Origin of the sequence: Kitasatospora sp. NPDC057198 (genome assembly GCF_042670125.1) — a bacterium.
In the GTDB taxonomy this organism is placed as follows: Bacteria; Actinomycetota; Actinomycetes; order Streptomycetales; family Streptomycetaceae; genus Kitasatospora.
In genome coordinates, this window is the sequence record NZ_JBHUWH010000036.1 from 16,892 (window position 1) to 30,841 (window position 13,950).

The window sequence follows — 13,950 nt, forward strand, 5'->3', positions numbered from 1 at the left end:
TCGATCCGATGGAGGAGGCGACCGTGCTGGACGCACTGGAGCAGGCGTTGGTGCAGGCCCTGCAGGTCGACGGTCGGGCACCGTTCGAGCGGATCGGCGCGGTGCTGGGGGTGTCCGCGCAGACGGTGGCGCGGCGCTACCGGCGGCTGCGGGCCGAGGCGGGGCTGCGGGTGGTCGGGGTCGCCGACCACGAGCGGGCCGGGCAGGCCCAGTGGGTGGTGCGGGTGGCCGCCGTGCCGGGGGCGGTGGAGGAGATCGCCCGGGCGCTGGCCCGCCGACCGGAGACCTCCTGGGTGAAGCTGACCTCGGCAGGCACCCAGATCTTCGCGATCGTCCGGTCCGGCCTGGCCGAGCACCCGCCGGTGCTGAGCCGCCTGCCGCACACCCGGGGCATCACCTCGGTCTCCGCGCACTGCCTGCTACACACCTATCTCGGCGGCCCGACCGCCTGGCACGGCCGCCTCCGGTCACTCTCGGACAGCCAACTCGCCTCCCTCGCACCGGAACTGCCGCGGACATCCGCCGCTCCCCCGACCGACACCGACCTGCGCCTGCTGGACGCCCTGCGCCACGACGGCCGCACCCCGTACGCCGAACTCGCCGCTGCGGCGGGCTGCTCGGTCGCCACCGCCACCCGCCGCCTCGCCGAACTCCGCTCCTCCCGAAGACTGTTCTTCGACGTGGAGGTCGACCCGTCCGGCTACGGCATCGCCACCCGCGCCCTGCTCTGGCTGACCGTCCGCCCGGCCGACCTGGACCGGATCGGCACCGCCCTGGCCGCGCACCCCGAACTCGCCGTGGTGGCCGCCGTCACCGGGCCCGCCAACCTGCTCGCCCAGGCCCTCTGCACCGACCCCGCCGACCTGCACCGCTACCTGACCCGCCGACTCGGCGCCCACCCGGAGATCCGGCACGTGGAGGCCGAACCGCTGGTCCGCACCGTCAAGGCCGTCGGCCACCTCCCCACCAACCCCCTTGCCCACTTGGGCCGTTGACCGCAGACCTGCCAGGTGTCGGTGGGGTACGGAAGGATTCCCGCCATGAAGTTGCTCCCGGCCGTCGTGCCCACCGCCCTGTTCGACCAGCACGGCCTCGACCGCGAGAAGCACGAATGGGGCTACGACGTCCTGCACGCGGCGGCGGCCCCGGACGGCGGCACGTACGCGCTCGCCGTGCTGTGGCGGCACGAGAGTTCCTTCCGCCCCGACCCGACCGGGCCGAGCTTCCGGCACCAGCTGATCGTCCGGTACGCGCCCGACGGCACGCCCCTCACCATCGCCCCGCTCAGGGAGCCGCGTTCCGACGACACCGCCACCGCCGCCCACCCCCACGGCCACCGCCTCGCCGTGCTCCGGGACGGCACCCCGGTCCTCACCACCAGGAACGGCGGCACGTACGTGCTCTCCCCGGAGCTGGACGAGGTCCGGACGGCCTGGCCGATCGCCTCGTACGCCACCTGGAGCGACCGGGACCCGGACGCCGACCCGTTCGCCGCCTCGATCGCCGTCACCCCGAACGGCCGCCTGCTGTGCGCCACCGGCGAGTACGGGGTGCAGCAGTGGGGCGGCGTCATGCTCAACCTGGTCTCCGTCTCCGGGCCCGACGCCGTCCTCGCCCCCGGCCGGAAGCCCGAACTGCGGGCCCTCGCCTGCCTGGTGGACGAGATCCGCGAGCAGAAGCCCACCGACCTGGTCTTCCCGCACGTCCGGCACCGCGGCGAGCCGGTGTTCGGCGGCAACCGGCCGCTGCCCTCGCTGGTCGAGGCGCTGGACGAACTCACCGGCACCGCGGACGACCTCCACCGCCACCGGGACGGCTTCCTGCACTACCCGGCCGCGCTCGGCGACGACCTGTTCGTCGTGCCGGTCTACGGCCGGACGTTCCGCTCCGGCAGCCGGGGCCAGCAGTTCAGCTTCGCCCTGCTCGACGACACCGGCGCCGTCCGCGGCCGGCTCGGCGGCCTGGACCTGCGCGCGGACAGCCCGTTCACCGGCCAGGACTACACCGTGGTCGGCGACCCGTACCGCGGCCGCGCCTTCCACCTCAACCGCTACGGCCTGTACGCCTGGACGGCCGACGGCGAGCTGCGCGCCCGGCTCTCCCTCGACGACAAGCCGTTCAAGCCGCTGCGGCACTTCGCCCTCCACGGCTGCTCCCCCGACGGCGAGTTGCTGCTCGGGCACCGCAAGCAGCACCTGCTGATGCGCGTCCCCGTCCCGGACGAGCTGTCCGCGCTGCCCGCCGCCGTCGAGTCCGCGTTCGCCGGGCTCGCCCGGGCCCGCAACGCGCTGAAGAAGCGCCACGCCCCCGTGGACCGGGCCTGGGCGGACGACACCACCCCCGTGCGGCACCTCTGACCGGTGGTCCGGTTCACCGCAGCGCGAGGGTCAGCCGCCGCCGCTCCCGGTCGACGCCGGCGACGACCACCGGGACTTCGTCGCCGACCCGGAGCGTCCCCTCCGCCGGGCCCAGCGCCTCCGACGGCACCAGCCCCTCGACCCCGTCGGCCACCCGGACGAAGACGCCGAACGGAACCAGCCGGGTGACCGTCCCGCGCAGCGTCCGACCCGCCTCGTGGCCGTCGGCGAAGACCCGGAAGGGGTCCGGCTGAAGCGCCCGCAGCGACAGCCGGGCCTCCCCGTTCCAGGTGTCGAACTGGAGGAACTCGCCGCGGACGCGGTCCCCGACCCGGACGACGTCCGTCACCGCCTCGAATCGGCTCCAGGAAAGCTCGGGCAGCGTGACGAACCCGACGCCGGGAAAGACCGGGTGCCCGGGGCCCTCGTCCAGCGCCACGAACACGCCGAACCGCTCGATCGCCGCGACTGTGCCGGAGAGCACCTCACCGCGTTCGAGCCGCCCCAGGAACGCCCAGAGCTCCGGATGCTCGGCGGCCGCCATGGACAGCCAGACGCACCCCTGCTCCAGGTCGACGGCGATCACCTCGGCGCTGATCCGCCGCCCGACCCGCACGGCCTCCTCCCGCCGCTGCCCCCACGGCAGGTCCAACAGCCCGACCCGGCCCAGTGCTTCGGCGGCGAAGCCGTCCAGCACCACCTCAGCTCCCCGGGACCGGCTGATCCCGGTCACCACCCCGCTGCGGAGCTCACCGACCCGAACCGTCGCCAGGAAGCCCCGCACCGCACCGCCGTCCGCCGCACCGCCCGCTGTCTCGTCCATCGCGGCAGCCTCTCACGGCCGGGCGCGTCACGAACGGGCACGTCACGAACGGGCACGTCATGAACGGGCGCGTCACGGACGGGCGTAGAAGTCCGGGCGTCCCATGATCCAGAGGCTGGCCTGCTTGATGGCCGTGCCGGGGCGGGGGGCCTCGATCATCTGGTCGTCGCCGAGGTAGATGGCGACGTGGTAGATGTCCGCGGCGCGGCCGGTCTTGGTCCAGAAGACCAGGTCGCCGGGGCGGAGTTGGGCGTAGCTGACCGGGGTGGACTCGGCGTACTGGTCGGCGGCGAAGTGGGTGAGCTGCTTGCCGCCGCGGCGCCAGGCCATCATGGTCAGGCCGGAGCAGTCGTAGCCCTGCGGGCCCTCGCCGCCCCAGATGTAGGGCAGGCCGATGACGGAGCGGGCGAAGGCGAGGGCCGCCTCGGAGCCGCCCGCCGACCAGGTGCTCTCGCGCTGCGGGGCGGCGTGGTGCCGGGCGGTCTCGGCGGCCGCCGCTCGGGCCGCCGCTTCGGCCGCGGCCGCGGCCTCGGCTTCGGCGCGGCGGGCGGCCTCCTCGGCCTCGCGGGCGGCGATGGCGTCGAGCGCCTCCTGCCGCCGGCGTTCGAGTTCGACGGTGGTGTTGCGGGCGGTGGCGAGTTCGGCGAGCAGCCGCTCCCGGCGGGCGGCGGTCTCGGTGACCCGGGACTGCTGCTCGGTGACGCGGCGCTGGGCCTGCTCCTTGGCGGTGCGGACGGTGCCGGCGGCCGTGCGGGCGGCGTCCTCGGCCGCGCGGGTCTCCTCGGCGGCGCGGGTGGCGGCCTTCGCGGTGGCGGTGGCGTCGTCGAGAATCTGCCGGGTCTGGGCTCCGGCGATGCCGATGGCGGCGGCCCGGCCGGACAGCGGGGCGGTGCCGTTCGGGTCCAACAGGGCGTTGACGGCCGAGAGTTGGGGCGAGGCGCCCTGCCGGTAGATCTCGGCGAGCAGTCCGGCGGCCCGGTCGGCGGCCTCGGACCGGGCGGTCTCGGCGGCGGTCGAGCGGGCGGCGGCGGCCTTGGCCGCGTCCTCGGCGCGGGCGAGCCGGACGAGTGCGCCGTTGTACGCCTCGACGGCCTGTTCTGCCGCCTGCCCGGCCCGTTCCAGTTCGTCCCGGGAGGCGGCCAGCGCGGTCTCGACGGCTCCGGCGTCGGCGGCCTTGGCGTCGGCGTCGGCGTGCGCCCGCGCGACGTCGTCCGCGGAGGGGTAGTCGGGCTGCGGCGGGTCGTCGGCGGGCCGGACCGCGCGGGCGGCGAGGGCGCTGGCGGGGGCGTTTGCGGCGGGCAGCAGGGTGAGCAGGGCGGCGGTGGCGAGGAGGAGCGTGGGGAGGAGCCTGCGCGGCATGACGGGTCCCCTCTCGGCGGGCGGCGACGGTTCCTGACGAGTGGTCGGTCATCGCATGACGTGATGATCCGGTCACGCACCGCAAGATTCTCAGACCGGACGGTGACCCGGCGCCATCGCCATGCGGCTGCGCGGGTGAGATGTCGGATTGTCTGAACGGGCATATGCGCCGAGCAGGCGGGACGTCCACGAACCTTACCGGCCGCCCGGTGCGCCGCCACCGGTTTCAACGCCCCTTCAACGCCCCTTCAACAACCACCCCCATCACCCCGACCGCCCCGCCCGCCCCGACCACCCCCGCACCCCCACGGGCACCGCCATCCCCGCCTCGACGCCCCCGCCTCGCCGCCTCCGCCTCAGCGCCCCCGCCCCGAGGGCCGCCCCGACCCGGTCGCGGTGGTCCGCGGCCGCCCGGCCCGGACGGTGCGCCGCCGCCGCTGCGCCCGCGCCCGCCGCGCCGGGTCCCCGTGCGTACCGCCCGCGCCGTCCGGCCCGCCCCCGGCCGCACCGGCCCCGTACCCGTACCCCGCCCCGTACCCGTGGCCGGCCGCCGTCCCGTACGGGCCCCGCCGCGGGCGGCGGTGGGCCAGGGCCCGGGCGGCCATCCGCTCGGCCACCGCCTGCGCCTTCGGGTGCCCGGCCGGGACCTTGTCGGGTGCCCCGGCGATCAGGTCGAACAGCCAGGTGCGGGCCCGGTCCGTCCGCGTGTGCAGCCGCCGTTCGCGCCGGATCGCGCGCGCCATGCGCCGGGGGCGTCCGGTGTAGCGCCAGCGGGCCCACGGGCTGCCGGGGCGGGCCAGCCGGATCGCGCCGATCCAGGACAGGCCGGGCACCATGATGCCGAGCAGCCCCGTCCAGACCTTGCCCTTGAACAGCGCGACCAGGCAGACCAGCGCGTTGACGCCGATCACCGCGACCAGCCCCCAGCGGGTGTCCTGCCCGGGGACGACGCCGAGCGGCACGTAGCCGGTGAGCAGCAGCGCGGTGAGCAGGATGCCGAGGATCACCGCGTCCACCGACTTGCGGCCCTGTTCGCTCCAGTAGACGTCGTCCAGGTGCAGGATCAGCGCGAACTCGTCCAGCACCAGCCCGCAGCCGATGCCGAAGGACAGGCCGAACCAGTCGATCCAGGGGTGCCCGCCGTCGGTGGCGAAGGTGCCGATGCCGCCGAGCAGCAGGAAGCCGAGGCCGAACACCATGTGGTGGATGTGCAGCCCGCCGGGGGTGATGTTGCCGGGCCACCAGCGGACCTGGGCGCGGATCATCCGGGTGCTGAACCGGATGAACGCGAACGAGGTGATGAACCCGACCAGCAGCAGGAACAGCGGCTGCTTGTGGGCGTCCACGATGTGGTGGCGGTAACCGTCCAGCAGTGCACTGATCATCGGGTGGTGCCTCTATCCGACAGGGGGGCTCGCTCAGAAACCGCGGGTGCGCTTCGCCGCCCGGCGCGGGATCAGCACGTGCGGGGTGTCGCGGTCGCTGGCGCCGGGGTTCTTCAGGAACAGCCGGGCCACCTCGCCGCCGAGGTTGACGCCGATGGCCAGCGCCAGCGCCAGCGCCACCGCCCGGGAGGCGGAGACCAGCCCGGACGCGGCGTGGCCCTGGGCGAAGGCCAGCATGCCGAGGTACAGCGCCGAACCGGGCATCAGCGGCCCGATCGCCGCGGTCACGTACGGCAGCGCGGAGGCCGCCCGGTAGCGGGCCAGCAGCTGCCCGAACAGGCCGACCAGGCCGGCCGCGATGCCGGTGGCGACGATCGGCGAGACGTCCGCGTTGTGGGTCAGCACGCCGTACGTGGACCAGCCGATCGCCGCGTTTATCACCACCATCGGCAGCGAGCGCCGGTCGGTCTGCAGCAGCATCGCGAAGGCCAGCGCCAGCACCATCGCGGCCACCAGCTGGACGGGCGGGTTGGTGCTGCCGCCCAGGCTCTCGTCCGGCCGCAGCCTGGCGTTGTAGTTGACGCCGACGTACAGCACCAGCATCACGCCGATGATGATGCCCGCGATCAGGTACATCACCTCCAGCAGCCGGGCCGCGGCGGTGATGTAGAAGCCGGTCAGGCCGTCCTGGACGGCGGCGACCATGGCCCGGCCGGGCAGCAGCGCGAACAGCCCACCGGTGATCACCACCGAGCCGCGCAGGTGCAGTTCGTTGAAGGACAGCAGGATGCCGCAGAGCGCGGCGGGCATCGCAGCGATCACGAACTGGTAGAACTCGGGCAGCCCGCGGCGGGCGATCGCCGAGGCCAGCCGGTCGCCCACCACGGCGGTGGTGAACGCGGAGACGAACACCAGCCAGGCCGTCGAGTCGACCCGGCCGCCGACCAGGAAGGACGCCGCCCCGGCCAGCAGCCCGGTGGCCACCGCCATCAGCCACGCCGGGTACGGGTGCCGGTTGCGGCGGATCCCGGCGAGGCGCCGGTACGCGTCGTTGACGGAGACCTGCTCGGCGGTGATGTCGGCGACCAGCTCGTACACGGCGGCCAGCCGGGTGTAGTCGGAGGTGCGGCGGCGCACCACCCGGTCGGCGGTGACCGGCGGGTCGATCAGCGAGGGCTGGTGCGAGATCGAGATGAGCGTGAAGGTGACCTGCGGTTCGCAGTGGTCGAGCCGGTACGCGTGGGCGATGCCGAGCATCGCGGCCTCCACGTCCTCGGCGGCCTCGCCGCTGGCCAGCAGGAGTTCGCCGATCCGCAGCGACAGGTCGAGGACGCGCGGCACGTTGCGCTGGGCCTGCGCGCCGGCGGCGGGGTGCAGCTCGCGGGAGGTGCGCTCGAACGCCGGGCGCTCGGCCATCGGCGTCCGCAGCAGGGTGCGCATCCGGTCCGGCCAGGGGGCGTCGCCGGGGGCGCCCTTGTGCAGTTCGGCCAGGTCGATGCCGCGGGACGGGGTGTAGCCGGCCGCGTTCCACTCCTCGGGGGTGAGGGTGTCCTGGTACAGCGGGCTGCGGCGGACCCGGGCGGACTCGGCGGCCTCGGGCACCGGGTGGTGGCCGAGCAGGCCCTCGGTCTGCGCCGGCTGCGGCGCGTGCGGGACGCTGACGGTCCGTTCGATCGGCGGCGCGTCCGGTCCGAGCAGCCCCTCGGTGGGCGGCGCTTCCGGTGCCGGCACGCCCTCCGGCTCGCGATCGGACACTGCTTCCCTCCACCGCCCCGGCCGCCCGCCCGGTCGGGGCGGCCTCCTGGCCTCCACCTTGCCCGATCGGCGGCGCCGGTGCGAACAGCCGGTGACGTGGGGCGCACCACCCGGGGCGTCCGGCCGCCCCTCCCGTCCCGAAACTCCCGAATGCGACATACTGACCAGTCATGAGCGAGCAGCGGACGACTGCCGGGGCCCCGGGGAGCAGCGGCGGCGAGAGCGTCACCACCGTGGTGGTCGCGGGCGCCTGCAACCTCGGCATCGCCCTCGCCAAGGCCGTCGCGGGTGCGGTCAGCGGCTCCAGCGCGATGCTCTCCGAGGCGGCGCACTCCTTCGCCGACACCGTCACCGAGGTGCTGCTCTTCCTCTCCCTCAAGCGCAGCAGCCGCCCCGCCGACGGCAAGCACCCGCTCGGCTACGGCCGCGAACGCTACCTGTGGGCGCTGCTCGCCTCCTTCGCGACCTTCGTCGGCGGCGCGGTGTTCTCGGTGCACGACGGCATCCACACCCTGCGGCACGGCGAGGAACTGGGCAGCCCGGCCCTCTCCTACCTGATCCTCGCCATCGCCTTCGTGCTGGAGTCCGTCTCGCTGGCCCGGACGGTCCGCCAACTGCGCGGCGAGACCCGGCGGCTGCGCGTCGGCGGCTACCGGTACCTGCGGCACACCTCCGACACCGCCGTGAAGGCCGTCTTCCTGGAGGACTCCGCCGCCCTGGTCGGCCTGCTGCTGGCCTTCGGCGGCCTGCTCGGCGCCCAACTGACCGGCGACGCGCTCTGGGACGGCCTGGCCTCCGTCCTGATCGGCGTGCTGCTCGCCTGGGTCGCCTACGTGCTGGCCCGCGACAACGCCTCGCTGCTGATCGGCCGCTCCCTGCCCGAGCGCTACGAGCGCGCCATCACCGAGGCCCTCACCGCCCAGCCCCGGGTGGTCCGCGTCCTCGACCTGGTCACCAGCGTGTACGGCCCCGACGACGTCCTGGTCGCCGCCAAGGTCGACTTCGCCGACCTGGCCACCGCCGCCGAGGTCGAAGCCGCCTGCGACCGGGCCGAACGCGCCGTCCGCCGGGCCGTCCCCGCCGTCACCCGCGTCTACCTCGACCCGACCCCGCCCCCGGCCTGACCGGCCCTGACCGCCCCCTCCGGAGGCGGGCCGGGGCCCGGCCGGGGCGGTCAGAGGCCGTAGTCGTCGATGGTCTTCCGGTGGCGGGCGGTGTCGGCGCCCGCCGCCTCGGCGAGGGCGGGCCAGGCGAGGGGGTGGGCGAGGTGGGCGGTGAGGGTGGTGAGGAGGGCGTCGGCCTCGGCGGCGGTGGCGGTCGGCGGGACGCCGAGGGCCGCGTAGACGCCGGGGAGGCTGCCCTCGGGGTCGGCCGGGTCGTTGGTGCGGTAGCCGTCGCCGCTGTAGACCCAGACCGCGTACCCGGCCTCCCGGACGGCGTCGCGCAGGGCGTACCACTGCTCGGGGTCGGGGAAGGCGCCGTCGATCCAGTAGGTGGTGAAGCCCGCCGGGTCGAGCAGGGTGAGGAACTCGAAGACCGGCCGCCAGCCCTCGGCCTCCGCCGAGTCGGGCTCCGGGCGGTCGTTCAGCACGGCCGGGGCGAACACCGCGATGTCGCCGTGGTTGAGGTCGACGTCCTCGCCGAGCACCGGCAGCACCCGGGCGGTGGCCGGGCCGGTGCGCAGGGCGGGCAGGTCGGTGGTGCTGCCGTTGGCCCGCCGGACGCGCAGTTCGACCAGCTGCCACTGCTCCTCGACGGGGCCGCTGTCGGTGTCGAACTCGATGCCGAGCCGGGCCCCGGCGGCGCGGACGGCCGCCCAGTCCCGGTTGGCGGTGGCGGCGGTGAGCAGGTGCCACAGGTCGGGCTCCTGGACGGTGCGGTGCGCGCCCTCCTCGCCCGCGTCGGCCGGGTCGAGGGCGTGCGCGAGCAGGTCCTCGTACAGGCGCTGGGCCTCGGCGTGCGCGCCGCGCCGGGTGGCGGCGGCCGCGGCCAGCCGGCGGGTGTTGAGCGCCTCCGGCGAGTGGACGAGGACGGCCGCGCACTGTTCGCCGACCTCCTCCCAGCGGCCCTGGGCGGCGGCCCAGCGGGCGCGCAGCCAGTGCGCGTCGGCCGGGTCGGCGGCGGCGAGCCGGGCGGCGAGCCGCTCGACGCCCTCGCCGTCCTCGGCGTCGATCAGCAGCTGGCCGAGCATGCCGGTGAGGTACTCGTGGCCCGGGTCCACCTCCAGCTGGGCCCAGGCGAGTTCGGCGACGGCCCGGGTGTGGCCGAGGGTGCCGAGGGCGCCGGCCAGGTTGACCACCAGGACGGTGTCGGGCTGCTCGCCGCGGGCCCGGCCGGCGGCCAGCGCGGCGGAGAGCAGTTCGGCGCCGGTCTCCGGGTCGGGCCGGTGCTCGGCCAGCCAGGACGGCAACTCCTCGGCCGGGACGGGGAGTTCGGGGCGCGGCAGGGCTTCGGCGGCGGCCCGCAGTCCGGCCACCTGCTCGGCGACGCCCTCGGTGCGGCGGAGCTGTCCGAGCTTGCGCCCGGCGGTGCCGGCCAGCGTCAGGGCGACCTCGCGGGCGCCCCGGGCGAGCGCGAGCCGGCCGGCCCGCAGCACCAGGTCGAGGCAGGGCCGGTGCGACCCGGCGGTGTCCAACTCGCCCGCCCAGGAGGCGAGTCGGGCGCCGAGCGCGGCGTCGTTGTCGAACTCACCGGCGGCCGCCAGCAGTTCGACGGCGGAGGACCAGCGGCTGCGGATGTCGGGGTACCGGTCGGCCTCCTCGGCGTCCGGCAGCAGCTCCAGCGCGCGGTCGGCGCGGCCGAGCGCGGCGAACTGCAGGGCCCGGCCGGCGGCGAGCTTGCGCCGGTCGTCGTCGTCCGGCCGGTTCCCGGCGGCGACGTAGGCGCGCTCGGCGGTGTCGTACGCGTCCAGCGCGTCCTGGTGGCGGCCGAGCCGGTGCAGGGCGGAGGCGCGGCTGTGCGCGAAGGACAGCGAGACGCGCTCGCCGGCCGCGGCGATCCGGGTCTCGGCCCGGTCGAGGTGGCTGAGCGCCTCGGCGGGGCGGCCGTCGTCCTCCAGGGTGTCGGCGTACTCCCGGGAGAGGCAGTCGAAGCAGGCGCGGGCCGGTTCGACCCGCTGCAGGGCCTCCTCCAGCACGGCGAGCCGCTCCGGGACGTAGCCGGGGCCGTCGATGTTGGCGTGGCAGATGGTGAAGTCCTGGACGGCGCACACCGACTGGGGGCAGGACGCGGTCTCCTCGCGGTGCGCGAACTCCAGCAGCGACACCGCCTCGGACATCGCGGCCTCGCCCTGGTGGCGCTTGTTCAGCAGGTTCTGCAGCCGCCAGTGCCGCAGGAACACCTCCACCCAGGGCAGGCCCAGGGCCCGCGCGGAGGCCAGCGCCTCCGGGAACATCGCGTCGAGCTGCTCGTTGCGGCCCTCCACGGCGTGCCCGGCGATCTCGGCGAGCGCGTCGGCCAGCCGGTGCTGGCCGGACTCGGCGAGCTGCCGGTGGGTGTCGTGCACCCAGGACCAGATGTCGGTGGTCATCGTTCCTCGTCCTCGTGGGGAAGGTCTGTGGTCGGAATGCTGTCGGGCACCGCCGACAGTCCGCCGGCCGGCACGGCGGCGGTGAGCGCGGCCACCGCGGTGGAGACGCCGGACAGCGCCGCCCCCAGGTCGCCGCCCGCGGAGCCGGCGGCGGCCGCCATGATGACCTTCAGCGAGCGCAGCAGCGCGGCGGCGGTGGCCGCCCCGGTGTGCCCGTCCCGGTACGCGGCCAGCAGGTCGCGGACGGCGGGCGAGGCCAGGTTCAGGTACAGCCGGGCCTTGACGGTGCCGTCGGTGCGGGCGGTGAACGCCCGCGCCAACTGCAGGGCGGCGGACGGGATCCGGGCGTCCGCCCGGTCGTCCTCGATCCGCGCCTTGAGCTCGGCCTCGCGGTCCGGCACCAGCACCAGCGGCAGGCCGGGCGGGTCGAACCGGGCGGGCACCAGCTCCTCGCCGTCCTCGGTCAGCGCGGCCGCCAGCCACGCCTGCTGCTCGGCGGGCAGCGGCACGTCCGGGGCCCGGAACAGCTCCTTGTTGCCGCTCTCGCTGCCGAGTTCGACGATCCGGCAGTCGCGCAGCTGCGCGTAGCGGCGCAGGAACGGCAGCACCGCGTACCGGTCGCCGCGGGCGATCGGCACCTGCATCGCCCGGTAGAGCATCTCCTCGAAGCCGCCGCCGCTGCCCAGCGCCACGTGCACCGCGCCGGAACCCGCGGCGCGCAGCGCGCCCGCGGTCAGCTCGCCCTGCGAGGTGGGCACCGGGACGTCGTCGGCGAGCAGCGTGAACAGCCGGTCGTCGCAGAGCGCCGCGCCCAGCAGGTCCTGGCCGTGCCGGGCCAGGATCCGCCGCCAGGCCGCCGGGTGCAGCCGGGCGGTCTCGTACAGGCCGTCCACGATGGCGTCGGTGAGCGCCTGCTGGAGCGCCCGGTAGTGCTCGTCGCGCTGGAGGTCCTCGCGGCTGGCGGTGGGGGTGAGCCGGGTCGACTCGACCACGCCGCCGATGAAGCCGGCCCAGCTGGGCAGCAGGTCGCGGGCGTCGTCGGCGAGCAGCATGCCGCGCAGGTACACCGCGAGGTCCCGGTTGTCACTGGACCCGTACGTCCCGCCGTCCTGCACCCAGAGCAGGCCGACCGCGTCGGTGCGGCCCTCGACGGGGGCCACCGGGAAGGCGGTCAGCGGCTCGAAGCTGCGGGCGAAGGCGGAGGCGAAGCGCATCCGGTGCTGGTGCACCGGGCCCGGCAGGTCCTGCCGCCAGGGCACCGCCACGTCGTTGACCGGCTGCTCGTCCTCGCCGACGTAGACCGCGATCGGCAGCAGCACGCAGTACCGGGCCAGCACCTCGCGCAGCGCGAACTCGTCGGCCAGGTGGGCGTGTTCGGCCTTCAGCCGCAGCCGCACCACCGTGCCGGGGCCGGGCCGCGCCGGGGCGGGCTCCACGCTGTACTGCTCGCCGCCGCGGCTGCGGTAGGTGTGCGCGGCCAGCGGTTCGCGGTGCGAGGCGGTGGTGACGGTGACCTCCTCGGCCACCGAGAACGCGGAGAGGAAGCCCAGCCCGAAGGCGCCGATCAGGTCCTGGTTGCCGGTGAGGTCGCGCAGCATCCGGGTGTAGCCGGTGCCGACGGTCGCCAGGTACGCGTGGATCTCCGGCTCGGTCAGCCCCGCCCCGTTGTCCTCGATCGCCACCGTCCGCGCCGCCGGGTCGCCGGTGACCCGGATCAGCGGCCGGTACGCCCCCTCCGGGTCCTCCAACTTCCGCCGGGTGTGCGAGTCGTGGGCGTTCTGCACCAGTTCGCGCAGTGCCACCAGCGGGGTCGAGTACAGGTGCGTGGCGAGCACTCCCACCAGGCCGCCGAGATCGACCTCCGTGGTGCGGAGATTCGCCGGGTTCTCGGACGCGGGGAATTCTGCGCCGCTTCCGTCGGACCCGGAAGCGGGGGGAAGACCATCAGACATAAGGCCACAGTGTGCCAGTACGACAATCGGGGGACCACTGTTTTCCGATTTCCGGTTTCTGTCGATCCTCGGTCAACCGCACGTTGACCTGCGCGGGCCGCCCGCGGCCCGGCCGGAACGGTGAAATCCCTTGCCAGCACGGCTTTCTGCCGATCACCGCCGGTTCCGATGCTATTCCCCGGCAGTGACACCTTCGAGCGAACCGGCGTGCCCGGAGTGGAACCCGAACGGCCCAGTGGGCAATCCTGATGACGCGACGTCAGGAACCGGCGCGAACGGGGCGGCCAGCCCGCAGCGCCACATTCGCACCAGTTAGCAGGGAGACCACCGTGTCCCGTATTCGCGCAGTCGCCGTCGCCACCGCCCTCGGGGCCTTCCTCCTCGCCGGCGCCGGCACCGCCGCCGCCGACAACGGCGCCGGCGCCGACCACTCCTCCGACAGCGGCGTGGTCAGCAACATCGGCTCCGGCAACATCGTCGGCTCCGTCCACGGGAACGCCAACGGCACCCAGCAGACCGCGACCGGCTCCGGCGCGAGCAACCAGAACAACACCCTCGGTGTCACCGGCAACTCCGGCGGCGTCGGCGCCGTGCAGTCCAACGCGAACCTGGCGCACACCGTCTACTACCCCTTCGTCCTCTACTAGGCCGCCCGCCTCGCGCGGCGCGCACCGACCGGGGCCCGGGGGGCGGCGGGTGCGGCTCCCCCGGGCCCCCGAACCGGCCCCCCGCCCCCCCCCCGCGGCCCCCCCCCCCCCCCCCCCCCCCCCCCCCGCCGCCCCCCCGCACC

At 75.2% G+C, this 13,950-nt stretch carries 10 protein-coding genes; 4 read left to right on the forward strand and 6 right to left on the reverse strand.

What is annotated here, in order from left to right; genetic code table 11:
• The first annotated feature begins 8 nt into the window (after nt 1-8).
• Complete coding sequence (locus tag ACFUEL_RS06940; protein WP_380234985.1) at nt 9-995, forward strand: Lrp/AsnC family transcriptional regulator; 987 nt, start codon at nt 9-11, stop codon at nt 993-995.
• A 45-nt stretch (nt 996-1,040) separates the two neighbouring features.
• A complete protein-coding gene (locus ACFUEL_RS06945; RefSeq protein ID WP_380234986.1) occupies nt 1,041-2,357 on the forward strand; it encodes a hypothetical protein in 1,317 nt (438 codons plus the stop codon).
• Nucleotides 2,358-2,370: 13 nt separating this feature from the next.
• On the opposite strand, the gene ACFUEL_RS06950 is transcribed toward ACFUEL_RS06945, so the two are convergent.
• The 4 genes from ACFUEL_RS06950 to ACFUEL_RS06965 all read right to left on the reverse strand — a co-directional run bounded on the left by ACFUEL_RS06950 (nt 2,371) and on the right by ACFUEL_RS06965 (nt 7,679).
• The gene (locus ACFUEL_RS06950) at nt 2,371-3,180 is read right to left on the reverse strand and encodes a S1 RNA-binding domain-containing protein (RefSeq protein ID WP_380234987.1); all 810 of its coding nucleotides are present in this window, start codon (nt 3,178-3,180) and stop codon (nt 2,371-2,373) included.
• A gap of 72 nt (nt 3,181-3,252) precedes the next feature.
• Complete coding sequence (locus tag ACFUEL_RS06955; protein ID WP_380234988.1) at nt 3,253-4,539, reverse strand: C40 family peptidase; 1,287 nt, start codon at nt 4,537-4,539, stop codon at nt 3,253-3,255.
• A 356-nt stretch (nt 4,540-4,895) separates the two neighbouring features.
• On the reverse strand, nt 4,896-5,924 hold the full coding sequence (locus ACFUEL_RS06960) for a hypothetical protein (RefSeq protein ID WP_380234989.1): 1,029 nt from the start codon (nt 5,922-5,924) through the stop codon (nt 4,896-4,898).
• 33 nt (nt 5,925-5,957) lie between these two features.
• Nucleotides 5,958-7,679: a threonine/serine exporter ThrE family protein gene (locus ACFUEL_RS06965; protein ID WP_380234990.1), complete on the reverse strand. Its 1,722-nt coding sequence runs from the start codon at nt 7,677-7,679 to the stop codon at nt 5,958-5,960.
• 170 nt (nt 7,680-7,849) lie between these two features.
• On the opposite strand from ACFUEL_RS06965, the gene ACFUEL_RS06970 reads away from it, so the two are divergent.
• Nucleotides 7,850-8,803, forward strand: coding sequence for a cation diffusion facilitator family transporter (locus ACFUEL_RS06970; protein WP_380234991.1), 954 nt, complete (start codon nt 7,850-7,852; stop codon nt 8,801-8,803).
• Nucleotides 8,804-8,853: 50 nt separating this feature from the next.
• On the opposite strand, the gene ACFUEL_RS06975 is transcribed toward ACFUEL_RS06970, so the two are convergent.
• Both ACFUEL_RS06975 and ACFUEL_RS06980 read right to left on the reverse strand, forming a co-directional pair.
• The gene (locus ACFUEL_RS06975; protein WP_380234992.1) at nt 8,854-11,208 is read right to left on the reverse strand and encodes a hypothetical protein; all 2,355 of its coding nucleotides are present in this window, start codon (nt 11,206-11,208) and stop codon (nt 8,854-8,856) included.
• Nucleotides 11,205-13,043, reverse strand: a complete 1,839-nt coding sequence (locus ACFUEL_RS06980; protein ID WP_380234993.1) for an ATP-binding protein — start codon at nt 13,041-13,043, stop codon at nt 11,205-11,207. Before ACFUEL_RS06980 ends, ACFUEL_RS06975 begins: the two co-directional genes overlap by 4 nt.
• A gap of 446 nt (nt 13,044-13,489) precedes the next feature.
• On the opposite strand from ACFUEL_RS06980, the gene ACFUEL_RS06985 reads away from it, so the two are divergent.
• Nucleotides 13,490-13,807, forward strand: coding sequence for a hypothetical protein (locus tag ACFUEL_RS06985; RefSeq protein ID WP_380234994.1), 318 nt, complete (start codon nt 13,490-13,492; stop codon nt 13,805-13,807).
• Nucleotides 13,808-13,950: the final 143 nt, after the last annotated feature.

What these genes read in the sequence shown, in the direction of transcription:
- ACFUEL_RS06940 (WP_380234985.1), top strand. Translation starts at nt 9, where the DNA reads ATGGAGGAGGCGACCGTGCTGGACGCACTGGAGCAGGCGTTGGTGCAG.
- ACFUEL_RS06945 (WP_380234986.1), top strand. Translation starts at nt 1,041, where the DNA reads ATGAAGTTGCTCCCGGCCGTCGTGCCCACCGCCCTGTTCGACCAGCAC.
- ACFUEL_RS06950 (WP_380234987.1), bottom strand. Translation starts at nt 3,180, where the DNA reads ATGGACGAGACAGCGGGCGGTGCGGCGGACGGCGGTGCGGTGCGGGGC.
- ACFUEL_RS06955 (WP_380234988.1), bottom strand. Translation starts at nt 4,539, where the DNA reads ATGCCGCGCAGGCTCCTCCCCACGCTCCTCCTCGCCACCGCCGCCCTG.
- ACFUEL_RS06960 (WP_380234989.1), bottom strand. Translation starts at nt 5,924, where the DNA reads ATGATCAGTGCACTGCTGGACGGTTACCGCCACCACATCGTGGACGCC.
- ACFUEL_RS06970 (WP_380234991.1), top strand. Translation starts at nt 7,850, where the DNA reads ATGAGCGAGCAGCGGACGACTGCCGGGGCCCCGGGGAGCAGCGGCGGC.
- ACFUEL_RS06975 (WP_380234992.1), bottom strand. Translation starts at nt 11,208, where the DNA reads ATGACCACCGACATCTGGTCCTGGGTGCACGACACCCACCGGCAGCTC.